Here is a 24,014-nt window from a genome sequence, read left to right as displayed (position 1 = left end):
AAGTTTGCACTTTAACTTTTGTGGCAGTCACTTAGTTTGTTTATCTAGAGGGTGTTTTTCCCTCTGATTTGTAGCCGAATTTATTTCGAGGATGTATTGCTTAGACAGCCGGTTATAAGAGCGGGAGTCTTAGCAATACACCGAAGGGGAAAGGAGTGGTAGATATGAAAAATATACTTGGAAGAGAAATTCCTGAATCCATCCAAGGCTACGGAGCCGTTAAACCATTTAAAGGAGCTTTTGCAAGCTTAGGAGAGATAGAGAAGAAATCAGTGGCGATAAAGCCAGCAGTACCAGGAGAAAAGAAAGTACTAGCATCTATTCAAGAAGCCATCAGCAAGTGCAACATAAAGGATGGTATGACGATTTCCTTTCATCATCATTTGAGAAATGGTGATTACGTATTGAATATGGTTTTAGAAGAAATTGCTAAAGTCGGAGTAAAGGATATAAAGGTTGCTGCCAGTTCTATATTCCCTGTCCATGCTCCTTTAGTACAGCATATGAAAACCGGCGTAGTAACTGGAATCTATGCCAGCTACATGTCAGGATCTGTGGCAGAGGCGATTTCAAAGGGAGAACTTAAAAATCCAGCGGTTATGCATACCCATGGAGGAAGAACGAGGGCCATTGCCTCTGGGGACCTTTCTATTGATATAGCATTTATTGCTGCACCTACCTGTGATACCTATGGTAATATCAATGGTGTGGATGGAGAGGCTGCCTGCGGTGCTTTAGGTTATGCTGTTGCCGATGCTATCTATGCTACGAAAACAGTAGCTATTACCGACAATCTAGTAGCTTATCCTGCGTGTCCTATTGAGATTACCCAAGAACATATTGATTATATTGTACAAGTAGAATGTATTGGAGATCCAAAGGGGATTGTATCGGGAACAACGCAAATTACTAAAGACCCTGTAGGTTTGAAAATTGCTAAGATGACCTCTAAAGTCATAGAAACATCAGGACTTTTAAAGGATGGTTTTTCCTTCCAGACAGGAGCCGGGGGAACATCTCTAGCAGTTGCTGCTTATGTAAAGGAACTGATGGAAAAGAAAGAGATCAAAGGTAGTTTTGCAGCTGGAGGAATCACTGGTTACTTGGTGGAGATGTTTGAGGCAGGATTATTTGAATCTATCTTTGATGTTCAGTGCTTTGATTTAAAGGCCGTAGAGTCTTATAGAAAGAATAAAAAGCACCAAGGTATGTCAGCATCTATGTATGGCAATCCCCATAATAAAGGGGCTGTTGTCAACAATCTTGATGTAATGATTTTAGGCGCAACGGAAATAGACACGGATTTTAACGTTAATGTTACAACTGGCTCCAGTGGTATGATCATGGGAGGATCAGGAGGGCATAGTGATACAGCAGCAGGAGCAAAGCTGGCAATTGTTGTTACCCAGCTGGTAAAGGGAAGACTTCCTATTGTGGTTGATGGGGTTACTACAGTGACGACTCCTGGAGAAACTATTGATGTACTAGTAACAGAAAGAGGAATCGCTGTAAATCCTAAAAGACAAGACTTAATAGAGAAGCTAGAAGCCGCTAATCTTCCGATAATGACAATTGAAGCCTTGAAGGAAATGGCTGAAGGAATGACAGGTGTACCAGAAAAGATTGAAAGAGACGATGAAGTGGTGGCGGTTGTTGAATATCGAGACGGTACCGTGATTGATGTTGTCAAAAAGATAAAGGATTGATTTTATGCAGGAACTTTGCATTGAAAAAATAGATTTAAATAGCAATGAAAGGTTAGAAGTTGAAGGTTTTCTTTCAACTTTCAACCTGTTTTTTGATAAAGATATAGAATACACTGTTGTAGCAAAATCTAAAGGTGAGATTTTAGGCACCTGTTCCTATGCAGGAAAAGTGCTAAAATGTTTTGCAGTAAAAAATGGACTACAGGGGGAAGGCATCGCTTCAAAGCTTGTTACCCATATCACTAATCAACTCTTTGACAGAGGCATCTATGAGTCTTTTCTATTTACTGAACCTAAAAATCTTTCAATCTTTAAAGGTCTTAATTATCATGAAGTACACTCAGTGGAGGAGGTTTCTTTATTAGAGGGAGGAATGGCCAATGTAAGAAGATACACAGAAAAAATGTATAGAAACAGTGGACTTTCCCAAGAAAAAAAGGCTGCACTAGTAATGAATTGTAACCCCTTTACTTTAGGTCATAGGTATTTAATAGAGAAGACAGCTAGGGAGAATAAGGAAGTGGTTGTATTTATTGTAGAAGAGAATCGTTCTCTTTTTCCCTTTGAAGTGAGGCTAGACCTTGTGAAAAGAGGAACAGAGGACTTAGAAAATGTCTATGTTCTACCAGGTGGAAGTTATATTATTTCCTCTACCACTTTTCCTTCTTACTTTTTGAGGCAAGAGGGAGATCGACTAAAAGCCTATACAAAGCTGGATGCAGGTATATTTGCAAAGTATATTGCTCCAGTTTTTAATATAGAGAAACGATACATTGGAACAGAGCCCTACTGCAAAGTGACAAGTCAGTATAATGAAGCATTGCTAGCAACATTGCCACAGCAAGGAATAGAGGTTGTGGAAGTGGATAGACTAAATCTTCAAGAAAAGGCTGTTAGCGCTTCAGAAGTAAGAAGGTTGATAAGAAGGGAAGATTGGTGTGGTATAGAGGGACTAGTTCACCCAGTCACTTATAAATTTTTAAGATCAGAAGCAGCAAAACCCGTCATAGAGAAAATAAAGAGGAGTGACTCCCCACATTGATGAAGGATATTTTACAAGATAGGGAAGAACGATACAATACCATATTGAACTTAATCAATAGATATCAACTGCCGGTGGTTTGTGGCAAAATCAACTATCCAGGTAATCATAAAAATACTGTAGAAGCGCTGAAGGCCTTCGAAGTTTTGCGGAAGTTGCTCTCCTTTAGATATACTGAGGATAGTGTATTTACAGAAGTTCTTTCAGGAGCAGACGGTAAGAGCCTTTTAATGGTGGTGCAATTAACATCACTGGAAGCAAAAAAAATAGCAATAGATATAGAAAGCAATCATCCATTGGGAAGAGTTTTTGATATAGATGTCTATAAAGAAGATGGTACTTCCATAGGGCGTGGGGAGGTAGGTCTAGAAAGTAGACGGTGTTTTCTATGCGGTGAAGATGCTAGAGTGTGTATGAGAGTAAAAAATCATAGTCTTGAGGAAGTTCTAGATGGTGCAAACAGACTAATAAGAAAGTACTGTTTTTAAAGTGAAATTTTTATGGAGGAATCATAGGTGTTAGTTTAACCCTATTATTTCGAAATTTTTTTTCCCAATTGTATCCTGAGCATAGCCAAGGATCTTGCGCTACACCACGGGGCTATGCTTTACTCCCCTCAAGATAACAAATTATGGTTTAAGTTAACGCTAGTGATGGAGGAATTTAACGTGTTCAAAGACTTTGATATTTGTCAGTATTTAAGTGAGTTAGCTATAAAATCCATGTTGTATGAAGTATCAGCTACCCCCAAGCCAGGACTTGTGGACCGAAATAATGCTGGTGCTCATAAGGACATGGATTTTTTTACCTTTATGGCAAGCAGTGCTGCCTTGAGTGATACTTTTTATCAATGTGCAAAAGCGGGGGCTGGATTTGAAGGAAAGGCATTAACTGAGTTAATGAACAGTATCCGGCCTATAGGTATTCAAGGAGAAAAAAGAATGTTTCAGGCTACACAAGGAATTAATACCCATAAAGGTTTGATTTTTTCCCTTGGGATTATTGTAGCTGTTGCAGCAGTACAATACGGAGAAACGCAAAGTTTGAAAATGAACGTGGAAAAGATTTGTGATAAAGTTAAGGAGATGACTAAGGGAATTTCCGATAGAGAACTAGGAAATGTCAGTAAGGCAAGTCCTTCCACTTATGGAGAAAAGCTTTTCCAAAAATATGGCGTTAAGGGAATACGAGGAGAGGTGGAATCAGGGTTTCATACAGTAAGAACACATAGTCTGCCTATACTTCAGGAACTGATAAAAAGTGGCAAAAGCATGAATGATACTTTAGTACAGGTACTATTGCACTTAATGACTGTGACAGAGGACAGCAACGTTTTAGGAAGGCATGATTGGGAGGCACTTGAGTATGTTAAAGCTTCAGCAAAAGAGTTATTGAATATGGGTGGCATGTTTACAGAAGAAGGCAGGCAAAGACTTGTTGAAACCGATAGAGAATTCATTCGTAAAAATATCTCTCCGGGGGGGTCAGCGGATCTTCTAGCTGTAACAATGATGTTGTATTCTTTAAAAAAATGCTTAATACCTTGGTCAGTATGTAACTTATAAAAATGCGACTGGGAAATTCAAAAGTAAATTTCCCAGTCGCATTTTGTATGCAATTATTTAATTTTTATTTACTAAAAGAAGTTTACAAATGCCGTGATAATTCCAGCATTAGCGAAGTCAATAAATAAACTTCCTACTAAAGGTATGATAAAAAATGCTGCTGGAGCTGGACCGTACTTGCTTGAGATGGCTTCCATATTTGCGATAGCATTCGGTGTAGCACCCATTCCAAATCCACAGTGACCTCCTGCTAAAACCGCTGCATCATAGTTTCTTCCCATTACGTTGAAGGTTACATAGTAAGCAAATAATCCCATAAGAAGTGCTTGAACAAACAACATAACAAGCATTGGAACAGCTAAATCAGCTAACTCCCATAATCTTAATCCCATTAAAGCCATAGATAAGAAAATGGATAAAGCAATATTACCTAAAATATCTATTTCAGTGCTTGTAACTTTGTAGGCATGGGTCATATCAGAGATATTTCTTATAATTGCCGCCGCAAACATAGCACCTATGTAAGAGGGGAATGTAGCGCCTGTCTTTTGAATAAGCATTGAAATAATTGTACCAATTCCCATTGCTAAAATAATTTGGAATGCTGCTGTTGAGAAGTTTTTAGGAACTAAAACTTCTGGTGTTGTTTCCTCTTGGATTTCATTAGAAGCAGCTACTAATGTTTCAGTTTTCACTAAATTATTTTTTTCAATTAACCTCTTTGCAATAGGACCACCTAGCATACTTCCGCAGATTAAACCAAAGGTAGCAGAAGCCATAGCAACTGTTGATGCACCTATAGCCCCTCGTTGCTCAAATAAAGGAGCAAAGGCTCCTGAGGTTCCATGTCCTCCTGTCATAGGTACAGACCCTGTAGAAAGACCGATTAAAGCATTTAAGTCAAAAACCTTTGCTAGAGCAACGCCAATAACATTTTGTAGGGCTACTAAAACAATTGCCAAGATTAAAAATAATAAAACTTGAAATCCACCTTTTTTCAACAGCTTTAAGCTAGCTGTAAACCCCACAGTAGTGAAAAAAGCTGTCATTAAGATACCTTGAAGTGTGGTGTCAAATTGGAATTGTAAGATATTGGACTGTCTTAAAAACAAAGCTAATATTGCAAAAATCAATCCACCTATAACAGGTGCAGGAATACAGAACTTTTCCAATAAATTTACCCTTCCTCGAATAGTTTGTCCTAAAAGTAAAACCACTACTGCTAAAGCTACTGTTTGAATAACATCTAGTTGTAATACCATTTGCATGCCCCCTTAAAATTTTAGTAAGATAACGTTTACATCTCTATTATAAGGAGTAGGCTACAATATACGACTAGTTGTAACAAGACTCGACAAAAATGATAGAAAAAAATTTTAGATGTTTAATACACTTGCAAAACATGAAATAAATCCATCATTATTCTAAAAATTCAATTTAGAAACAATCCCTTCTACAAATTTTTTAACGTTGATTTTTCCTCTATCCTCTTTAGGATTATTGATATGTTTAATTTCTTGTTTTACTTGTTTGAAATCAAATAAAACACTACTATATTCTACAAACTTATTATTGTAATAATCATCATTGCCTAATGCAGCAATGTTTTGTAAGGCTTTTAAAATTGTTCGTCTAATCCTTTGCTCGATTGTCCTTGCATGAATCGTTGTATTATGAAGAAGACTTTCCTCCTCAGCTATTTGTATATAGATATCCTGTAGTTGATAATTAGAGGATTTGTTTTTCTTCTTCAAGGAAATAATTTCTCCAATGAGCTTTGTTAAATCCTCATATCCTGATTCTGCAATAATTCCTATGTCCGTAAAAATAGGTGTGATTTGTTGTCTCCAATTTTCTTGACCATTGACCTGTTTTTCCTGTTCGATATGAAAGACTGCATCTTTAATCATTGCCACAGACCTTTCTAATTGGAGGTTTTGACAGACACCCTTTATGACATTTATGGCTTCAATTTTATTAATCGGCTTATGTATAAAGAAAATGACTCCACTTTCATAAGCCTTTGCAATCATGTTATCATTATCTACCTGAGAGATCATAATAAATTTTCCTTTATATCCAAGGGACCGACAGGATTGTATAATTTCAACCCCATCTTTTTGTGGCAGGAGAAAGTCAATGAGGACAATATCAGGTTGATAAAAGATAATTTCCTCTGGTGCATGTTCTCCACTACCAAGCTCTTCTACTACTTTACCTAAGTTGTTTTTCACAATTAAGTATCCTAGCATTTTTCTTACACTAACGTCATCATCAATAATCAAAAAAGTATTCATCATCAGCATCACCCAATCAGTATTTGTTTTGGTATTACAATTTCAAAAATCGTTCCTTCTTCTACTTCATAAATCACGTTTATTTGTCCCTTTAATTCATCTACCATGCTTTTTACATGAGATAAACCAATTCCTGTAGAAGGGGTCCCACTTTTTTCATCATACTTTGTAGTAAATCCTGGATTAAAAATATAAGGAAGAATCTCCTCTTCAATACCTCCTCCATTATCAATAACCTGAAATAGAATATCATTTTGATGGTTTTTTTGCAATACTTGGATCTTACCCTTCCCTTCACAGGCATCTATGGCATTAATAATTAAATTGTTTAAAATCGTAAATAAATGATAATATTTTTGTATTTGAAAATTATCTTCATGATGAAATGCAATAGAAATATAAAGATTGTTTTCCTTTAAATAGCGCAAAGTGTTTTCACGGATAATGGCAAACATATCCGTCAGCATCATGCTTCCATTTTCTTCGAAATTAGCTAAAAAACTTTCGAAACCCTTTAGTACCCTATAATAATCTTTTTTTATCTCGTGAATTTCTAAGGCAATGTTTAGGGTTTTTTCTTTTAAAGCATTATCTCCTTTGGCCTCTTCGTAAAGAGCATAGCTTTTTTTCATAACGTTCTCAATATCACGGGTAGATTTTTTTAAATAAAACATTTCTGCTTGGATACTAGAAACCAGCAGGTTTAATTGTGCATACTTTTTTCGATGTTCTCGGGTAACCAAGGAGAGTTCTTGTTTTTTGTAAAAAAGAAAAACTAAATAAGCACTCACACTTCGCGTGATTCCTGCTAAAATTACTATTTGGAGAAAGGGAGCAAGAAGTTTATCCTGCCGGATGAGAATTTCAGCGGTATTACTTAGTATATCACTAAAGGCCAAAAAGATAATCGTCTTTATGAGACAGTGTTTGTTTTTTTGTACCTTTAAAAGCGAGACAAGTATGCCATAGACAATATAGTAAACGATAGAAGGACTATGCAGGAAAAAAACATCTTGTGGTGTTAAGGAATAGAATAACATCCCCAGCAAACTTCTTTGCAAAAACACAGCGACCCCTGAGAAGATACAAGTGAAGAATGGAGAAATTTTTTCATTGACCAAGAGGATTAAATTTAGTAGGATGATGGCGGCTGAAAATCGCAGTGTACTATTAAAGGGATAAAAATAAATTTCACCGAAGGCTGCCACCGCTAGAGCAAAGATTAAATACTTCTTAAAATTTTTCATAATGTCCTCCAATGTTGTGATTTATACATGTTTGTGTTTTTGAACTTGAATTTTAATAATTAAGGTCTACTATCATTATCTCCCACACAAGTTGAAGGGATACAAGAAAATCCTTGGGGAAAAAGTATCTGTTTTTATTGATTTACTTCTATATTTTATCACATGTGAACTATCACCACCTAATAGTCTAACACAAAATCAAAACCTTGCCAATTCATCTCACCACTTACAGAAGTGAGAGACTTCTTGGCAATTTAGGTTAAAACTCTCTATTTTAAAGAGAAAACCATAAAAAACTATTGACAGCAGCCTATAAAAGTAGTTATCATATTAATAGTTAACATGTTAATTAAATAGGACGAGGGAGGGAACAAATGGGGAAGCGAGAAAGAAATTTGGGATGCTTATTAGGTAAAACTTCCCGTTTAATCAAGTGGGAGCTGAATGATAAATTGAAGGAACATCAACTTACTTCAGCACAGTGGCGGGTTTTGATGGATCTTAGATTTCAGGAAGAAATTGAGAGCAGTGATACTACTCCTGCTCAAATAGCTGAAAGATTAAATGTAGAAAGACCTGCTGTTACGCGAACCATTGATGGTTTAATAAAGGATGATTGGGTAGTAAGAGAGGAAAATCTTGCTGATAGGCGTTCTCATATCATTAAGTTAACTGAAAAATCCAAGGAATTCATGCCTCGGTTCAAGGCAATTAGTGAGAAAGTGATGGGAAAAACTCTGCAAGGCTTTCAAGAGGAAGAAATAGAACAACTAAGATTTTTTTTGATAAGAATCATTGATAACTTCAATTAACATAAATTTTATTCTGCGGTATAGTGCTTGCTCTCCCATTTCTAGGTGAACAAACTAAGTGACTGTTACAAAAGTTAAAGTGCAAACTTGCACTCTGTATAAGTGACTGACACAAAATCATAGATTTTGGTCATCTACTTATGAATTAAGTCTCATTTTATTAAAGAATGAAAGGAGAAAGTAATGGATCAATCAAAACAATTAGGTGAAGAAAAAGTATTGAAATTGTTGTTAAAGTTTTCTATTCCAGCCATCATAGGGATGTTGGTAAATGCTTTGTATAATGTGGTGGATAGAATATTTATTGGGAATGGTGTAGGTTCCTTGGGTATTGCAGGAATAACGATTGGATTTCCAATCATGCTTTTTATCATGGCCTGTGGTATGTTGATAGGCTTGGGGGCCAACGCCTTAATTTCTATCAAGCTAGGAGAAGGAAAAAAAGAAGAAGCAGAACGAATTTTGGGTAATGCTTTGGTTTTATTGATTGGTATATCTTTAGCCATATCTATAGTAGGTTCTATTTTCCTTGAACCTCTACTGAAGATTTTTGGGGCCAGTGAGGCAGTATTGCCTTATGCAAGAGAATATCTACAGATTATATTATGGGGTGCAGTATTTCAATCTATTGGCTTTGGGATGAACAACTTTATACGTGCCGAAGGAAATCCTAAAATTGCTATGTATACCATGCTAATAGGAGCATTACTTAATACAGCATTGGATCCATTGTTTATTTTTGTTTTTAACTGGGGCATAAGAGGAGCAGCGTTAGCTACGATTATCTCTCAAGCTGTATCATCAGTATGGGTGCTTTATCATTTTCTTGGAGGTAGAAGCACATTAAAAATTCGTGCTGCAAACTTAAAACTACACATACCTACTGTAAATAAAATTGCAGCGTTAGGATCAGCTCCTTTTGCTATGCAGATAGCAGCTAGCTTTCTAAATGTATTGATGAATAGGGCTTTAACCACCTATGGAGGAGATGTTGCTATCTCAGGTATGGGGGTAATAACCAGTATTATTACATTGATTTTAATGCCTATCTTTGGTATTAATCAAGGGGTGCAACCCATTATTGGTTACAACTATGGGGCTTGTAAATTCGACAGGGTAAAGGAGGCTTTAAAGCTAGGAATCTTAGGCGCAACGATCATTGTTATGATAGGCTTTGTTGGAACAAGATTGTTCCCGGAGCAAATGGTGGCTTTTTTTAATCGTGAAGATGCAGAGTTAATCGCTTTTGGTACACGGGCAATAAAAATATTTATGGTGTTTTTGCCCATTATCGGATTTCAAGTTGTATCTGCCAGTTATTTCCAAGCTATAGGAAAGCCAAAACAAGCGGCTTTTTTAACTTTATCAAGACAAGTAATCTTTTTAATTCCAGCCCTATTAATTTTACCTAAAATTTTTGGCTTAGATGGTGTACTAATGGCAGGACCCTTAGCTGATTTACTTTCTTCCATTCTGACAGGTATATGGATCATTGTGGAGCTTAAAAACCTAGGAAGACAGCATGAGGCAAGCTTTGGTTTCAACGAAAGATTTAGCAACTAAAAATCAAGTTAATTATTTGACAAATTTCTGCAATTATATTATACTGATTGTAATATAACATAATGAATCATTCTGCTAAAGACCCTACAGCATAATTTAGATGGCATGAAGCCAATTTGCTGATATAAGCTAGCAGAATAGAATGAATATACTTTGCTATTAACCATGAAGGTTAAAATAGAATGTCAGGGTTCTATTTTAGTCTCATGGTTTTTTGTTTGTCACAAAATCTATCAAAAGCATCTGATAAAAACTTAACAACTAAAGGAGTAAAGTATTTAGCCGAAAGAGTAGACGTAGATTTTAAATTGTTTTATTAAAATTTTACATAAGTTAAGGGGGATTGATAGAAAGTCAATAATAAACTCCTTGTATAGATGTGTGCCCTTAAATTTTAATATACTAAGGGCTACATTTGCAGCCCACGGTTTTAGGGCGAAACCGTAGACCGTGTATATTAAAATTTAACTTTAGAAGCGCGCATCTATAATCAATAGATGTTTAAGAAACTTTAACAATACAAAAGAAAGAGGTGCACATCAACTTATGAGAAAACAAAAATGGTATATTTTATTATTATGCTTGGTTTTAACAGCTTCTATGCTGCTGGTGGGTTGTGGAGGCAAGAATGAGACAGCTGGTGGAAAAGGACAAGAAAGAAACACTGCTTCTGGAGAAAAGGTATTAATAGTTTCTTGGTCACAGGATCTAGGAGAGTTAAATCCTCATGCTTATTCGCCAAATCAAATGTTTGCGCAAGATATGGTATACGAAGCTTTAGTAACCTATGGTGAAGATGGAAAAATCGAACCGCAACTAGCAGTAGATTGGGAAATTTCTCCTGATGGAAAAGAATATACTTTTCAACTACGTGAAGGGGTTAAATTTTCTGATGGAAGTGAATTTAATGCTGCTATAGCAAAAAAGAACTTTGATGCAGTATTGGCTAACATTGAGAGACATAATTGGTTAGACCTAATTGCCCAAATAGCTGATACAGAAGTAGTAGATGAGTATACGCTTAAGATTTTGTTTAAAAATCCTTATTATCCGGCGCTTCAGGAATTAGCATTAATTCGACCCTTAAGATTTTTAGGAGAAGCTGGTTTTCCATCAAATGGAAATACGGCAGAAGGCATTGAAAAAGCTGTTGGTACAGGACCTTGGGTATATAGCGAAGCAGTGAAGGGTGAGTATGCTGTTTTCACAAGAAATGAGTATTATTGGGGAACACAACCAAAGGTAGATAAGGTCATTGTTAAAATTATTCCTGATGGAGAAACAAGGGTAATGGCCTTTGAGAAAAAGGAAATTGATTTAATCTATGGTAGTGGTTTAATTAGCTTAGACTCCTTTAAGCAATTAAGAGATTCTGGTAAATATACAACAGATATTTCTCAACCTTTATCTACACGATTATTGGCGATTAACTCTAATAAAGGTGCTACAAAGGAATTAGCAGTACGCCAAGCCATACAACACGCCTTTGACAAACAAACACTGATTGATGCTGTATTTTATGGAACAGAGGTAAAAGCAGATACGCTATTTGCACCAAACTTTCCTTACTGTGATTTAGGCTTAGTACCTTATGAATATGAAGTGGAAAAAGCCAAGACGCTTTTAGATGAAGCGGGTTGGAAACTTATTGAAGGTAAGGAGTTTAGAGAAAAAAATGGGGAAGCATTGGAGCTAGACTTAAGCTTTGACAGTGATGATACTGCACAAAAATCTATTGCAGAAATTCTACAGGCAGACTTAAAAAAAGTAGGCATTAAGTTAAATTTAGTGGGTGAAGAAACAGCCTCTTATCTACAAAGACAAAAAGATGGTAATTTCAACTTAATCTTTGGTGACAACTGGGGAGCACCTTATGATCCACATGCTTTTGTAGGTTCTATGAGAACCCCTGCCCATGCAGACTACCAGGCACAGATTGGTTTGCCAATGAAGGAAGAAATTGATGCTAAAATTACTGAAGTCCTGATCAGTACTGATGAAGAAGAACGTCAAGCGCTTTATGAATATATTTTAGGAACTTTGCATGAACAGGCTGTTTATTTACCGATTTCTTATTTAACCAATCTAGCCGTTTATCATGATTATGTTTCAGGTGTTGAATTCCTTGAGACAAAATATGAAATTCCTTTTGCAAATATGGATATAAAATAATGCTTTAACTCTCCTAGTATAGATATACGCTATGAACTTTAATATACTAGAGGCTACAAGTGTAGCCCCTAGATATTAAAGCTTAAGTTTAAAAGCGTATATCTATATATTATTGGGAGAGGGTTAAAAATAACTGATGTATTGATAGGGAGGAAAAATGAGAAACTTCATTTTAAGACGACTCATAAGCTTGATTCCAATTTTATTAGGAATTTCTATCATAACCTTTGTTTTAGTACAACTTGTCCCTGTTGATCCAGCGGAGGTCTATTTAAGAATGTCACAAATCCCTCCAACAGATGAAGCGGTGGCTGTGACTAGAGCTGAGTTAGGACTAGATCAACCTTTATATCGCCAATATATCGATTGGATACGAAATGCTATAAAGCTAGACTTTGGAAGGTCTTTTGTCACAAGAAATCCGGTATTAGAGGAATTACTCTATTATTTTCCTGCAACCATTCAATTAACCGTAACTTCTTTAATATTAGTCATTGTCATCAGCATTCCTATGGCTATTTTTTCAGCACTTTATAAAGATACGGTCTTCGACAATATTAGTAGGTTTTTTGTCTTTGTTGGGGCATCTATGCCTAGCTTTTGGATAGGACTTTTATTTATTTACTTTTTTTCTTTGAAACTAGATTTATTACCAGTAATGGGAAGAGGTTCTATACAACACCTGATCCTACCCTCTTTAACTTTGGCTTTGGGTTCAGTAGCTACCTATACAAGATTGCTAAGAACCACGATTTTAGAAAATTTAAGGGAAAATTTTGTTCTTTATGCTAAAACCAGAGGCTTGAAGGAACGATTTATTATCCTAAGACATGTGTTAAAAAATGCTATGCTTCCGGTAGTGACAGCCTTTGGCATGAGTATGGGGCATATGCTGGCAGGAAGTGTCATTGTAGAAAATGTTTTCGCATGGCCGGGCGTTGGCAGGTATATTATTTCTGCCATATTTAATCGGGATTATCCTGTGATACAGTGCTATGTATTACTGATGGCAATTATATTTGTATTTTCAAACCTACTGGTGGATATCCTCTATGGTATTTTAGATCCCCGTATTAGAATGGGAGAGGATTAAAGATGATAACACAAGAAAAGATGCCTAAACGATTTAAAAATAAAATGGTAATTATCAGTATCTTCATTATAGGAATGATGGTGATTTTCAGTTTTTTAGCCCCTATACTTTCCCCTAATGATCCCAATGAAGTGGATTTAACCAATAAATTGCTGGAGCCTAGTAAAAGTTTTCCTTTAGGTACGGATCATTTAGGAAGATGTATTCTATCAAGATTGCTTTACGGTACAAAAGTATCCTTAGGGACCGCTGTAATAACCATGGTGATCACTATCATCATTAGTGTAATGGTTGGAACTTTTTCAGGCTATAAGGGAGGATATATAGATAGTATAATCATGCGGCTATGTGATATGATTTTGGCTTTTCCAAGTCTAGTTTTAACCTTAGTGATTATTGGCATGCTGGGGCCTGGGTTAAAAAATCTTATGATTGCTATGATTGCTGTTCAGTGGGTATGGTATGCTAGAATGATTCGAGGAATGGTGTTAAGCTTTAAAGAAAAAAACTTTATTCTTTCAGCAAAGGTATCGGGAAGCTCCGATTTCAAAATTATTTTTGAACATATCTTGCCCAATGTTTTACCGCAAATTATCGTATTGGCCACGTTAGATTTAGGAAAGGTCATTTTGCATATTTCAGGGTTTTCTTTTTTAGGACTAGGCGTACAACCCCCTGATCCTGAGTGGGGAGCTATGTTAAATGATGGAAGGCAGTTTATCAGAAGCAATCCTTCCTTGATGATGTATCCTGGAATGATGATTCTTATGACCGTAATTTCTTTTAACCTCATTGGAGATGCTTTAAGAGATGTCCTTGAAGAAAAAAATTACTAAGGGGAGAGGATAAAGTGAAAGAAGAAGTTGTTTTAAAAGTAGAGGATTTACAGGTATATCTTCCCAGTCAAGAAGGTATGCTTCGAGCGGTGAATGGTGTTGATTTAGAAATTAAAAAAGGAAAAATTCTAGGGCTGGTAGGAGAAAGTGGTTGTGGTAAATCCATCATGTCTTTATCTTTATTAAAGTTACTCAAAAATAAAGAATGGCAGACAAAGGGTGAAGTTCGATTAAAGGAAAAGAACATTTTTTCTCTTTCTGAGGAGGAAATGAGAAAACAAAGGGGTAAAGAAATTGCTATGATTATGCAAAATCCTATGAGTGTTTTTGACCCCCTAAGGACGGTTGGAAGTCATTTTGTGGATACCATTCAGAATCATACAAAAGTGACGGCAAAGGAAGCAAAGAAGATTGCTATAGAAAATCTAAAAAAAGTAAGTTTACCTGAAGCAGAAAAAATCATGAAGCAATATCCTTTTCAATTAAGTGGAGGCATGTTGCAAAGAGTCATGATTGCTATTGCCATTGCAATGCGTCCTGAGGTACTAATTGCAGATGAACCTACCACCGCCTTAGATGTAACGGTACAATATCAAATTTTGGGACAGCTAAAAAGTTTGGTAAAAAATAATAAGACAGGGGTATTATTGGTGTCCCATGACCTTGGGGTGATTGCACAAATGGCAGATGAAGTAGCGGTGATGTACTGTGGATATATTGTAGAAAAAGCTCCTGTAGAGGATTTGTTTAAACATCCTGCCCATCCCTATACCCGTGGTTTGTTATCTTCAAGATTTCAGTTGAATAAAAAGCGCTTAAAACCCATAGAAGGTCAGCCTCCTTCTCTTTTGAATTTAGGTAAGCAATGTCCTTTTTTGGAAAGGTGTAGTGAAGCAGAAGCGGCTTGTAAGGAATACACCATGGAAGAAGTAGGTGGAATAAAAAATCATTTAGTAAGATGTGCCAAATATGCCCCTAGAAAAGAGATGATTTTAAATGAGCTTGCTTGAGATCAGAGAGGTTACAAAAGTGTACAAGTCTGGCAATAGCCTATGGGGAAAAGGGAAGGTGACAGAAGCTGTAAAGGATGTTAGTTTGAGCATTAAAGAAGGAAGCTGTGTAGGATTAGTAGGAGAAAGCGGATGTGGCAAAAGCACCTTAGGAAAAATTATTCTAGGCTTGGAAAAACCAAATAGTGGAGAAGTCTTGTTTCAGGGAAAAAATTTTTATAAATCCAATCGTAGACAGCAAAAAGCCTTAACACGGGATCTACAGGTGGTTTTTCAAGATTACCATAGTTCTGTGAACCCTAAACAGAATATAGGAAAAATTATTAGTGAACCTATAAAAAATTACTTAAACTTAAGTCCCTTAGAAGAAGAAAAAAAGGTGTTAGAGCTATTAGAAATAGTAGGTCTAAGCCATAAAGATATCCATAAATATCCCCATCAGTTTAGTGGGGGACAACTGCAACGGGTGTGTATAGCCAAAGCGATAGCTTTAAAGCCGAAACTCATCGTTTTAGATGAAGCTATCAGCAGCTTAGATGTATCTGTGCAGGCGCAAATTTTAAATCTGCTGCTTGATTTGAAAAAGGAATTTAACTTATCCTATTTGTTTATATCTCATGATATTGAAGCTGTGGATTATATAGCAGATACTGTAGCAGTAATGTATTTAGGAAGAATTGTAGAATCGATAGAAGATGTTGCTGATTTAACGGCGTTGAGACATCCTTATAGTAAAAAGCTGTTAAGCTCTGTATTAAGTCCTTATCCACAAGAAGGGAAAGTTTTAGACTTTTCCTTTGATGAAGTTGTCAGTAGTAAAAAAGTATCTTGCGGCTGTAAGTATAATGAACGTTGTAAGAAAAGTACAGTTACCTGTAATGAGCATGTTCCTCCCTTGAGCATAGTGGGAAAAGGTCATAAAGTAGCTTGTCACTGTGAAGGCAGCGAAGGCGAAGTAATGCAGCTAGATCACATTTCATAGGATGTCGTCATATACTAATGTGAACTACTACTACATGTAGCACTGGGTGGCTTCCTACTTCTACGACAGAAAATAAGGATTGGGATGATTTTTCCCAATCCTTAATATTATTTTGTGACTTCTAGAGGGTTTCTCTTTCTGCAATAAGTTTTTTTGCTAATTCATCAGCTATTTTTTCACACATTTCAAACTCCGCTGCTTTAGGAGAAGATTTAGCTTCTACAGGCTCTCCAATTTTTTCCCATTTAATTTTTTCGGCAAATTGGTTTAAGGTAGAAACACCACCGCCACTCCAAGAAGCAGTTCCAAAGATGCCAAGATAACGATTTTTTAGTTGAGAGTTTTCGATTTTATGTACCACTGTTTCCATGGAAGGAAACAAACCAGTATTGTAGGCACAACTACCTAAAACGACACCTTTGAATCGCCAAATGTCACTTATGATGTAAGAGACATGGGTTTTTGAGGCATCATAAATCCTGATATTCTTTATTCCCTTTTCAGAAAGTTTTCTGGCAATAAAGTCTGCCATTTTCTGTGTATTACCATACATAGAACCATATACGATGACAACACCTTCCTGTGTTTCAGCCTTAGACCAACGATCATAATAGTCAATAATGCAAGATGGATTGGTTCTCCATACTGGCCCATGGGTAGGGGCGATAACATTAATATCGATAGCAGCCTCTGTTAACTTTTTTAAAGCTTTTTGTACCATAGCGCCGTATTTACCAACGATATTGGAATAGTAACGTCTGATTTCATCTGTATAAAATTCTAAATTCACTTCATCGTCGAAGATCCCCCCATCTAATGTGCCAAAACCACCAAAGGCATCTGCTGAGAACAATACCTTATTTGTGACTTCATAGGTCATCATGGTTTCTGGCCAGTGAACCATAGGCGTTAAGTAAAATTTAAGCTGATGTTCTCCTAGATCTAAGGTATCTCCATCATCAATAATATAATAATTATCCATTTTGCCATAAAAATTTTCTAAAAATTCAAAGGTCTTCTTATTACCTACCAACATAACGTTAGGATATCTCTCTCTTACGGCTTTAATAGCCCCTGAATGATCCGGCTCCATATGATTGATAATGAGATAGTCTACTGATTTATCTCCAATGATACCTTCTATCTTATCCATAAATGCATCCATTTTTGTATTTTTTACTGTATCAATGACAGCAACCTTGTCGTCATTAATTAAATAAGCATTATAAGAAACCCCTTTATCTAATGGCCATAAATTTTCAAACAGATGGGTTTCTCTGTCATTTACCCCTACATAATGAATATTTTTTGTTACTTCTACAGTATTAATCATTACAATCCCTCCTAGAATGTTTGTTTTTTATTTATCAACTTATTTTATCTATATACCCAACTTATTTCTATCTATAGACGAAGTTGAATAATATTTTTTTCTAAGCAGCAAATATAAAAATAGTCTATGAATTTTCATATACTAAGGGCTATATTTACAGCTCACGGTTTTAGGGAAAACTGTAGTCTCATTTTATCTTATTATCAAATACTTTACTGGGTTAAGACCCCCACTTCCATAAATCTATAAAGGAATTTGTAGTTTTAGGTCGAAATTAACAATAATACGGATTTTTCGGTATTGGAATGGCCTATCTAAAGAAAGAATAAAGGAGATAAAACAATGCCTTATCTTAAGTTTGAAGCCAGTAAAAATATGCTGTCTTACTTAGGCATAATGTTTTAGGAGAAAGAGATTTCTATAGAAGGAAGAAGCATAAGTTTTATACAGGATAAAGGAGTGTTGTAAACGATGGAGACAAAAGAATCAAAAGTATATGCGGTTTTAGAAGCATTGAATATTCCCTATGAAAGATATACCCATGCCCCGGTAGCCACCATTGCAGCGATAGAGGCGTTAGAGATGAACTTAGAAGTGCTTCATTTCAAAAATCTATTTTTACGTAACTCTAAAGGGGACAAACACTATTTAGTGCTGGTAGATAGCTCGAAGAAAGCCAATACTAAGGCACTAGCTAAGCAGATAGGAAGTACAAGATTAAGTTTTGCCTCTGACGAAAGACTTGAAGCCCATTTAGGCTTAGAGCCAGGAGCAGTGTCTCCTATGGGATTAATCAATGATAAAAATAAAGAGGTAGAAGTATTAATAGATCAAGACTTATCTTTACAAGAAAAAGTTACTTTACACCCCAATATAAATACTGTTAGTATTACAATGCGCTATAAGGATCTGGAAAAATTCCTTAGATGGTGTGGCAATAAAGTACAGTTTGTAGAAATTCCTTAAGAAGATAAATTTTATCTTATCATCAAATACTTTACTGGGTTAAGACCCCCATTTCTATAAGTGGGCTTTGAATCAGGTGGAGTAGAGTCTCCATCTGATTCCCCGATGTTCAGCTTTAGCTGTAGGAGTTCACTCATTAGCTAGTTCAAGAATATTTAGGTTTTTGATGGTAATAGATTTTGCGTCATAGGTGATTAGGCCGTCTTCCCTCATTTTGTTTAATTCCCTTGAGAGGGAGGGCCGCTGAACACCTAGTCTTTCAGCTAGTTCCTTTTTTGACATATTTAATAGGATTTTAGTACTTTGCTGATAATAATACTCATAGGTTAAAAATTCAATAATACGCTGTTTTATCGTTTTCATGGTGATGGCCTTTAGTTTATTTGTAAGAATGAAGGTTTTGTCACATATGCAATGAAGAAATGCTATTAAAAACGCTTTGTTTTTTTGGCATAATTCTAAAATAAAGTCTTTTTCCATATGAAGCAAGATGCAATCAGTTTTAGAGGTAATTGTCATAGGGTAGACATTGTTATGACAAAACAATAAGTTGCCGCCTATGATATCGCCGGTTTGAAAGCTAGTTAAAGTCAGGATGTTGCCATTTGTATCAATCTTTTGAATAACAATTTCTCCCCGCAATATAACGTCTACAGTATTACAGACTTCATTTTGAAGATAGATCATGCTATTTTTTTCATATTTCTTTATCTGATGATTCTCCTCACAAAATAATTTTAATAATGCTTCTTTTGTAAAACTCTTAAAAAGGTCTATGCAAGTAAGCAGTTGAAGATACTTTTTTATTTTCATAATAAAACTCCTTTAAATTAGTAACCATGGTTACTGCCTTGTTATTTTAAAAACATTATAATATATAAAAAAGGATTTTGAAAGGAGAATGATTATGTTAGAAAAAGTTTATGGATTTGACGGAAAAAATGAAAAACTTATTGAGAAGGTTGTTGATGATGAGAACCTTGTACTAAATCACATGATTCTTGTCAAAGGAACAGGACTGCCAGAACATTTTTCAAATTCTAATGTGTATATGATTATTACTAAAGGCATTATGAGTTTACAACTGGGAGAACAGGAGTTGCAAAAATATCAGGAGAGGCAGATCATTAATATTCCTTATAATGTCAAGATGAGGGTAAATAATGATGATGATGAGGTATTGGAGTTTTTCGTAGTGAAATCACCAAACCCTAAGGATTATGGAGAAAAATAATATGGATATCTTCATGATTTTCCTTTGGATTATTACAGGTGTGGGACTTGTTATTTCTATGTTCAAGGACAAAGAAAAAACTTTAACCTCCATGAAAATGGCAGCCAATATGATGAAGCGTATGATAGGCCAAATCATAGGAATTTTGTTTCTTATAGGATTAATACTGACATTTATACCTCCAGAGGGGGTAACGGATATTTTAAGCAAAACCAATATACTGTTTGCGACGATGATTTCTGCTTTTGTCGGCAGTATTACTTTGATACCAGCCTTTGTAGCTTTTCCTTTAGTAAGCTCCTTTGTAGATATAGGGATGAGCATTGTTCCAGCAGTGGCTTTTTTAACGACGCTAACGATGGTGGGATTGGTTACCTTCTCATTAGAAAAGCAGGAATTTGGATTAAAATTTGCATTGACTAGAAATATTTTAAGCTTTCTATTTGCGATATTTATTTCCCTTATTATGGGGGTGATCTTATGAAGAAGATGATAAAAGTCGTAAGAAATAATAAATTATTATCCATAGTAGTATTGATTTATTTGTCATTGCTTTTGTTTCTTCCAGTAAAAGCTATTGATTCATCAAGAAATAGCCTTTACTATATTAAGGAGATGTTTCAAATTATGCCGATTGTTTTTATATTGACGGCGCTTATAGAAGCATGGATGCCTAAGGATATGATCATCAACAGCTTTGGAGAAAAATCAGGGGTAAAAGGAGCCGTCTTTTCCTTGATCTTAGGAAGCTTTTCAGCAGGACCGATCTATGCGGCATTTCCTATCTGCAAAATGTTATTAAAAAAGGGTGCCAGCATTGCCAATGTTGTAATTATCCTAAGTGCTTGGGCAGTGATAAAAGTTCCTATGCTTGCCAATGAAGCAAAATTTTTAGGTTCAAAGTTTATGCTGATAAGATGGGTGTTAACAATAATATCTATATTAATCATGGCCTATATAATAACAGTGATAGTGAAAAAAACGGAAATTCCTATGGTTGGAAATTTGAAACAGAAGGAAAAAAATAAAATAAATGTCAAAGGGGAGTACTGTATTCACTGTGGTTTATGTGAAAAAATGTTGCCACAATATTTCACGACTATAGGGAATAGGATAGAATTTACCCAACAATCTCTTCCTGACGAAGTTCTCGAGAACATCAATAGCATCATTGAAAAATGTCCAGCAAAAGCCATAGGCTATCATCATGGCTAAACCTATAGTGACATGCTTATAAAAACACCTTTCTTATAAACTGAATAAGAAAGGTGTTTTTAAGTTGAAAAATATAGTTTTTAATTTATAACCTCTTGAGAAGCCTCATTTGTTGGAGGAATTTCTCCAGCCCTGCTTAAAGCAAACTTTGCCATAATGGGACCGATCAACTCGAATACAAAAACTCCTCCTAAAATAACAGTGCTTACGGTACTGCCTATCTGAGGCACTTGTTGTTTGGCAATCATTGCTAAACCAATGGCTACACCAGCTTGAGGTAACAAACTAAACCCTAAATTTTTTACAATGGTATCAGAATAACCCATCATTTTCGCCCCTAAACCTGCTCCAACAACTTTTCCTATGGCTCTTGCTACGATATATGCTGTTCCTAATAAACCTAGTTTTCCTAAAACATCAAGATGAAGACTGGCTCCCGCCAGTGTAAAGAAAAACAAATAGATGGGTGGTGTAAACTTCCCTATAATATGAAAAACCTTTCGATGACTTTGCATAAGGTTAGTAAGTGTGGCACCAATCATCATACAGGTTAGAATAGGAGATAGATGCAATACGTTGGCAAGACCGCCTCCAGCTAGAATAAAAGCTAATACAAATGTTAGTAGTTCATCTTCCGTCTTTGTTTTATTAGCAAGAAATGTTAACATAAAGCCTATGGCAAAGCCTAAGAGTAGAGAACCAATAATTTCTACAAAGGGTAAGGTAATCATTCTTAAAAAAGACATTTCTCCTTGTCCAAAAGAAATTTTTGTTAGCGCCATCGCGATACCAAAACTCATCACACATAATGCATCATCAATAGCGACTACCGGCAGAATTGTTTTGGTCAAAGGACCGTTTGTATTATACTGTTTAATAATCATCATTGTGGCAGCAGGTGCAGTAGCGGCTGCTATAGAGGCTAGTATGATACTCAATTCAAAAGGTTGATGTAATAAAAAGTAACTGGTAAAAAATACGATGGTGACAGCACCAGCTGTCTCTGCTAATGTGACAATAAATACTTTTTTTCCAACCTTCATGAGTTCTTCAATAAGAAACTCACTGCCGATATTAAAGGCAATAGCTGCCAGGGCTATTTCATTGACAATAGAAAAAACTTTGATATTTGTGTCAGTGATAACATTGGTAAAGGAAGGACCGATCAATAATCCTCCTAACAAATAACCTGTCACATAGGGTAGATGCAAAACCTTAGCTAGTCTTCCACCTAGAATTCCCATCAATAATACAATACTCATTTTTACTAAAACATTCAAAAAAATACGCCTCCTCGATACAATCTACTATTTACTTGTTTACATTTTCAATACCTAATATTTTGCCGACAGGAACAGTAAACATTACCCCAGTTCCTTTACTATTCATACCGCCTACAATTGTATTAACAGCTTCCATGGCTCGATCTACCATTTTGTTATCCTGTAGGATGGTAAAAATGGTCTTATTGTAGGGGCGCGAGCGGTCCACCAGGCTCCTTAAACTACCTATGATAGGGATATCATTGTGATGATTTTCTACCAAAGCACTTGCCATACCTTGGCTATCGATAATGGTAGCCCCGGTGATACCGATATTTACAAACGCTGTTAATATGTCATCTAAATATTCTGTTTTATTTAGTACGATAAATAATGCATGCATTAAAAAACACCTCCTAGAATTTTTTTCTACCTTTCATTGTATACAAAATGCAGCTATTGTTCAAACCTGATTATTAACCTTATATTCTCTTATGAAGGAATGGTGCCCTCTTAACAGAAATTACTAGAAAATTTTATAAACATGCTATAAAGACTGATTGCAAAGGCTATAAAAAAATATAAAAAAAATGAAATTTTATCCAAATGGTTACTGAAAATTTTTATTATTTTCGTATTCTATAATAGAAAATATTGAGGAGGTAATAATCATGAAGAAAAAGTTAGCAAGTGTATTGGTGTTACTGATGTTGTTTAGTTTCTCTATAGCTACAGCAGGAGCATTTGTTCCACCGGGATTAGAAAAAAAAGGAGGACTACCGCCGGGAATTCAAAAACGATTTTTAGAAGATGAGCAACCTACAGAGGAAAAGAAAGATGCACTTCTTAAGGATGAGTATCGTACAAAGATTGAGAGTATTGATATAGAAACCAGACGGATTGCTATAAAAGATGGAACAGCGTATATTTACTTATTAGTATCTGATTCTGCTAAAATAAAAGTAGATGGCAAAAGTAGTAGTCTTGAAGCATTCCAAAAAAATGATGAGGTCGTTTTGAAACTAGACAAAAATAACACGATAGTAGAAATTCATGGAGAAAACTTAGAAGATAGAGTGGTAACCATAAAGGAAGCCATCGTTAAATCCATAAACAATAGCGATAGAGAAGTGGTGCTGCTCCATGACAATAAGGAAGTTCTCTATTCTGTGAAGGACGAGGCTATTATTGAAATCGATGGGGTGAAAAAGTTATTGAAGGATATAAAGGTAGATATGAAGGTAGATGTCAGGGTAAGGAGAATGGAGATTTTAGAAATAAAGGTAACAAATGAGGTTAAAAAATATGAAGGACGACTTATTGCTAAATATACTGATACTGATCCTATTTTAGTGTTGCGTATAGATGGTGATAATAAAATTTTTTCCGTAAAGAAGAGTTTAGATTTGTCCACAATCAAAGTTGGAGATGATGTCATCATTTACGTTGAAAAAGAATTAGTGACGAGTGTTACTAAGAAGTAACAAATGAAGTGAACGCCTTCACCTGATTCAAAGGCCACTTATAGAAGTGGGGTGGTTTAGTCCAGTAAAATGCTTGATAAAATTATATAAATAAATCCATCTGTTGTATTTACAGCAGATGGATTTATTTATGTAAAGAAGCCTTCTAAGTACAGACATAGGCTTTTAAAACTAAGTTTTAATATACACGGTCTA

At 35.6% G+C, this 24,014-nt stretch carries 23 protein-coding genes; 16 read left to right on the top strand and 7 right to left on the bottom strand.

Going from position 1 to position 24,014, the window contains the following annotated elements; genetic code table 11:
* Positions 1-164: 164 nt before the first annotated feature.
* The 4 genes from citF (at position 165) to citG (ending at position 4,313) form a co-directional block, all read left to right on the top strand.
* Positions 165-1,706: a citrate lyase subunit alpha gene (citF, locus tag BJL90_RS02550; protein ID WP_070964000.1), complete on the top strand. Its 1,542-nt coding sequence runs from the start codon at positions 165-167 to the stop codon at positions 1,704-1,706.
* A 4-nt stretch (positions 1,707-1,710) separates the two neighbouring features.
* Complete coding sequence (citC, locus tag BJL90_RS02545) at positions 1,711-2,748, top strand: [citrate (pro-3S)-lyase] ligase (RefSeq protein ID WP_070963996.1); 1,038 nt, start codon at positions 1,711-1,713, stop codon at positions 2,746-2,748.
* A complete protein-coding gene (citX, locus tag BJL90_RS02540; protein WP_070963995.1) occupies positions 2,748-3,236 on the top strand; it encodes a citrate lyase holo-[acyl-carrier protein] synthase in 489 nt (162 codons plus the stop codon). Before citC ends, citX begins: the two co-directional genes overlap by 1 nt.
* Before the next feature lie 180 nt (positions 3,237-3,416).
* Positions 3,417-4,313, top strand: coding sequence for a triphosphoribosyl-dephospho-CoA synthase CitG (gene citG / locus BJL90_RS02535; RefSeq protein ID WP_236905011.1), 897 nt, complete (start codon positions 3,417-3,419; stop codon positions 4,311-4,313).
* A 71-nt stretch (positions 4,314-4,384) separates the two neighbouring features.
* Here citG and gltS read toward each other — a convergent pair whose 3' ends face one another.
* The 3 genes from gltS to BJL90_RS02520 all read right to left on the bottom strand — a co-directional run bounded on the left by gltS (position 4,385) and on the right by BJL90_RS02520 (position 7,857).
* Positions 4,385-5,575 (bottom strand): sodium/glutamate symporter, encoded by a 1,191-nt coding sequence (gene gltS, locus BJL90_RS02530; protein WP_070963994.1) that lies wholly within the window; start codon positions 5,573-5,575, stop codon positions 4,385-4,387.
* Between the two features lie 162 nt (positions 5,576-5,737).
* Positions 5,738-6,610, bottom strand: coding sequence for a response regulator (locus BJL90_RS02525; protein WP_236905010.1), 873 nt, complete (start codon positions 6,608-6,610; stop codon positions 5,738-5,740).
* An 8-nt stretch (positions 6,611-6,618) separates the two neighbouring features.
* A complete protein-coding gene (locus BJL90_RS02520) occupies positions 6,619-7,857 on the bottom strand; it encodes an ATP-binding protein (protein ID WP_070963991.1) in 1,239 nt (412 codons plus the stop codon).
* A gap of 374 nt (positions 7,858-8,231) precedes the next feature.
* Here BJL90_RS02520 and BJL90_RS02515 point away from each other — a divergent pair, with 374 nt between their 5' ends.
* The 7 genes from BJL90_RS02515 (at position 8,232) to nikE (ending at position 16,325) form a co-directional block, all read left to right on the top strand.
* Positions 8,232-8,669 (top strand): MarR family winged helix-turn-helix transcriptional regulator, encoded by a 438-nt coding sequence (locus BJL90_RS02515; protein ID WP_070963989.1) that lies wholly within the window; start codon positions 8,232-8,234, stop codon positions 8,667-8,669.
* 183 nt (positions 8,670-8,852) lie between these two features.
* Complete coding sequence (locus BJL90_RS02510; RefSeq protein ID WP_070963988.1) at positions 8,853-10,232, top strand: MATE family efflux transporter; 1,380 nt, start codon at positions 8,853-8,855, stop codon at positions 10,230-10,232.
* 546 nt (positions 10,233-10,778) lie between these two features.
* Positions 10,779-12,404 carry a nickel ABC transporter substrate-binding protein gene (gene nikA / locus BJL90_RS02505; RefSeq protein ID WP_070963986.1) on the top strand — a complete coding sequence of 542 codons (1,626 nt, stop codon included), beginning with the start codon at positions 10,779-10,781 and terminating at the stop codon, positions 12,402-12,404.
* A gap of 157 nt (positions 12,405-12,561) precedes the next feature.
* On the top strand, positions 12,562-13,497 hold the full coding sequence (opp1B, locus tag BJL90_RS02500) for a nickel/cobalt ABC transporter permease (protein ID WP_070963985.1): 936 nt from the start codon (positions 12,562-12,564) through the stop codon (positions 13,495-13,497).
* Between the two features lie 2 nt (positions 13,498-13,499).
* Entirely contained in the window at positions 13,500-14,333 is an 834-nt protein-coding gene (gene nikC / locus BJL90_RS02495; RefSeq protein ID WP_070963984.1) for a nickel ABC transporter permease subunit NikC, read from the top strand.
* Positions 14,334-14,347: 14 nt separating this feature from the next.
* Positions 14,348-15,343: an ABC transporter ATP-binding protein gene (locus BJL90_RS02490; RefSeq protein ID WP_070963982.1), complete on the top strand. Its 996-nt coding sequence runs from the start codon at positions 14,348-14,350 to the stop codon at positions 15,341-15,343.
* Positions 15,330-16,325, top strand: a complete 996-nt coding sequence (gene nikE, locus BJL90_RS02485; protein WP_070963980.1) for a nickel import ATP-binding protein NikE — start codon at positions 15,330-15,332, stop codon at positions 16,323-16,325. The genes BJL90_RS02490 and nikE overlap by 14 nt, the downstream gene beginning before the upstream one ends.
* Before the next feature lie 121 nt (positions 16,326-16,446).
* On the opposite strand, the gene BJL90_RS02480 is transcribed toward nikE, so the two are convergent.
* Positions 16,447-17,658, bottom strand: coding sequence for an FprA family A-type flavoprotein (locus BJL90_RS02480; RefSeq protein WP_070963979.1), 1,212 nt, complete (start codon positions 17,656-17,658; stop codon positions 16,447-16,449).
* Positions 17,659-18,129: 471 nt separating this feature from the next.
* On the opposite strand from BJL90_RS02480, the gene BJL90_RS02475 reads away from it, so the two are divergent.
* On the top strand, positions 18,130-18,624 hold the full coding sequence (locus BJL90_RS02475; protein WP_070963977.1) for a prolyl-tRNA synthetase associated domain-containing protein: 495 nt from the start codon (positions 18,130-18,132) through the stop codon (positions 18,622-18,624).
* A gap of 129 nt (positions 18,625-18,753) precedes the next feature.
* Here the strand turns inward: BJL90_RS02475 and BJL90_RS02470 are convergent, their stop codons facing one another.
* A complete protein-coding gene (locus BJL90_RS02470; protein WP_070963975.1) occupies positions 18,754-19,437 on the bottom strand; it encodes a Crp/Fnr family transcriptional regulator in 684 nt (227 codons plus the stop codon).
* A gap of 94 nt (positions 19,438-19,531) precedes the next feature.
* Here BJL90_RS02470 and BJL90_RS02465 point away from each other — a divergent pair, with 94 nt between their 5' ends.
* The 3 genes from BJL90_RS02465 to BJL90_RS02455 are packed head-to-tail and all read left to right on the top strand — an operon-like array spanning position 19,532 to position 21,073.
* Positions 19,532-19,858 (top strand): cupin domain-containing protein, encoded by a 327-nt coding sequence (locus tag BJL90_RS02465; protein ID WP_070963973.1) that lies wholly within the window; start codon positions 19,532-19,534, stop codon positions 19,856-19,858.
* Entirely contained in the window at positions 19,845-20,342 is a 498-nt protein-coding gene (locus tag BJL90_RS02460; protein ID WP_472235102.1) for a permease, read from the top strand. Before BJL90_RS02465 ends, BJL90_RS02460 begins: the two co-directional genes overlap by 14 nt.
* Complete coding sequence (locus BJL90_RS02455; RefSeq protein ID WP_070963969.1) at positions 20,339-21,073, top strand: permease; 735 nt, start codon at positions 20,339-20,341, stop codon at positions 21,071-21,073. Before BJL90_RS02460 ends, BJL90_RS02455 begins: the two co-directional genes overlap by 4 nt.
* An 80-nt stretch (positions 21,074-21,153) precedes the next feature.
* Here BJL90_RS02455 and BJL90_RS02450 read toward each other — a convergent pair whose 3' ends face one another.
* Together BJL90_RS02450 and BJL90_RS02445 are read right to left on the bottom strand one after the other, a co-directional pair.
* Complete coding sequence (locus tag BJL90_RS02450) at positions 21,154-22,353, bottom strand: cation:proton antiporter (protein ID WP_070963967.1); 1,200 nt, start codon at positions 22,351-22,353, stop codon at positions 21,154-21,156.
* Between the two features lie 31 nt (positions 22,354-22,384).
* Positions 22,385-22,738, bottom strand: coding sequence for a hypothetical protein (locus tag BJL90_RS02445; protein ID WP_070963966.1), 354 nt, complete (start codon positions 22,736-22,738; stop codon positions 22,385-22,387).
* A 268-nt stretch (positions 22,739-23,006) separates the two neighbouring features.
* Between BJL90_RS02445 and BJL90_RS02440 the strand changes: the two genes are divergently transcribed.
* On the top strand, positions 23,007-23,819 hold the full coding sequence (locus BJL90_RS02440; RefSeq protein WP_070963964.1) for a hypothetical protein: 813 nt from the start codon (positions 23,007-23,009) through the stop codon (positions 23,817-23,819).
* Positions 23,820-24,014 lie beyond the last annotated feature (195 nt).

Origin of the sequence: Clostridium formicaceticum, from assembly GCF_001854185.1 — a bacterium.
Lineage (GTDB): Bacteria > Bacillota > Clostridia > Peptostreptococcales > Natronincolaceae > Andreesenella > Andreesenella formicacetica.
The sequence above is the reverse complement of the archived record's forward strand: the minus strand, read 5'-3'. Positions and strand labels throughout refer to the sequence as shown.

Excerpts from the sequence above, each read along its gene's own strand:
- BJL90_RS02465 (WP_070963973.1), top strand. The coding sequence starts at position 19,532 with ATGTTAGAAAAAGTTTATGGATTTGACGGAAAAAATGAAAAACTTATT.
- citF (WP_070964000.1), top strand. The coding sequence starts at position 165 with ATGAAAAATATACTTGGAAGAGAAATTCCTGAATCCATCCAAGGCTAC.
- BJL90_RS02455 (WP_070963969.1), top strand. The coding sequence starts at position 20,339 with ATGAAGAAGATGATAAAAGTCGTAAGAAATAATAAATTATTATCCATA.
- BJL90_RS02460 (WP_472235102.1), top strand. The coding sequence starts at position 19,845 with ATGGAGAAAAATAATATGGATATCTTCATGATTTTCCTTTGGATTATT.
- BJL90_RS02445 (WP_070963966.1), bottom strand. The coding sequence starts at position 22,738 with ATGCATGCATTATTTATCGTACTAAATAAAACAGAATATTTAGATGAC.
- BJL90_RS02470 (WP_070963975.1), bottom strand. The coding sequence starts at position 19,437 with ATGAAAATAAAAAAGTATCTTCAACTGCTTACTTGCATAGACCTTTTT.
- gltS (WP_070963994.1), bottom strand. The coding sequence starts at position 5,575 with ATGGTATTACAACTAGATGTTATTCAAACAGTAGCTTTAGCAGTAGTG.
- BJL90_RS02525 (WP_236905010.1), bottom strand. The coding sequence starts at position 6,610 with ATGAATACTTTTTTGATTATTGATGATGACGTTAGTGTAAGAAAAATG.
- citX (WP_070963995.1), top strand. The coding sequence starts at position 2,748 with ATGAAGGATATTTTACAAGATAGGGAAGAACGATACAATACCATATTG.
- BJL90_RS02480 (WP_070963979.1), bottom strand. The coding sequence starts at position 17,658 with ATGATTAATACTGTAGAAGTAACAAAAAATATTCATTATGTAGGGGTA.
- BJL90_RS02515 (WP_070963989.1), top strand. The coding sequence starts at position 8,232 with ATGGGGAAGCGAGAAAGAAATTTGGGATGCTTATTAGGTAAAACTTCC.
- BJL90_RS02510 (WP_070963988.1), top strand. The coding sequence starts at position 8,853 with ATGGATCAATCAAAACAATTAGGTGAAGAAAAAGTATTGAAATTGTTG.
- BJL90_RS02475 (WP_070963977.1), top strand. The coding sequence starts at position 18,130 with ATGGAGACAAAAGAATCAAAAGTATATGCGGTTTTAGAAGCATTGAAT.
- nikA (WP_070963986.1), top strand. The coding sequence starts at position 10,779 with ATGAGAAAACAAAAATGGTATATTTTATTATTATGCTTGGTTTTAACA.
- citC (WP_070963996.1), top strand. The coding sequence starts at position 1,711 with ATGCAGGAACTTTGCATTGAAAAAATAGATTTAAATAGCAATGAAAGG.
- nikC (WP_070963984.1), top strand. The coding sequence starts at position 13,500 with ATGATAACACAAGAAAAGATGCCTAAACGATTTAAAAATAAAATGGTA.
- nikE (WP_070963980.1), top strand. The coding sequence starts at position 15,330 with ATGAGCTTGCTTGAGATCAGAGAGGTTACAAAAGTGTACAAGTCTGGC.
- BJL90_RS02440 (WP_070963964.1), top strand. The coding sequence starts at position 23,007 with ATGAAGAAAAAGTTAGCAAGTGTATTGGTGTTACTGATGTTGTTTAGT.
- opp1B (WP_070963985.1), top strand. The coding sequence starts at position 12,562 with ATGAGAAACTTCATTTTAAGACGACTCATAAGCTTGATTCCAATTTTA.
- BJL90_RS02520 (WP_070963991.1), bottom strand. The coding sequence starts at position 7,857 with ATGAAAAATTTTAAGAAGTATTTAATCTTTGCTCTAGCGGTGGCAGCC.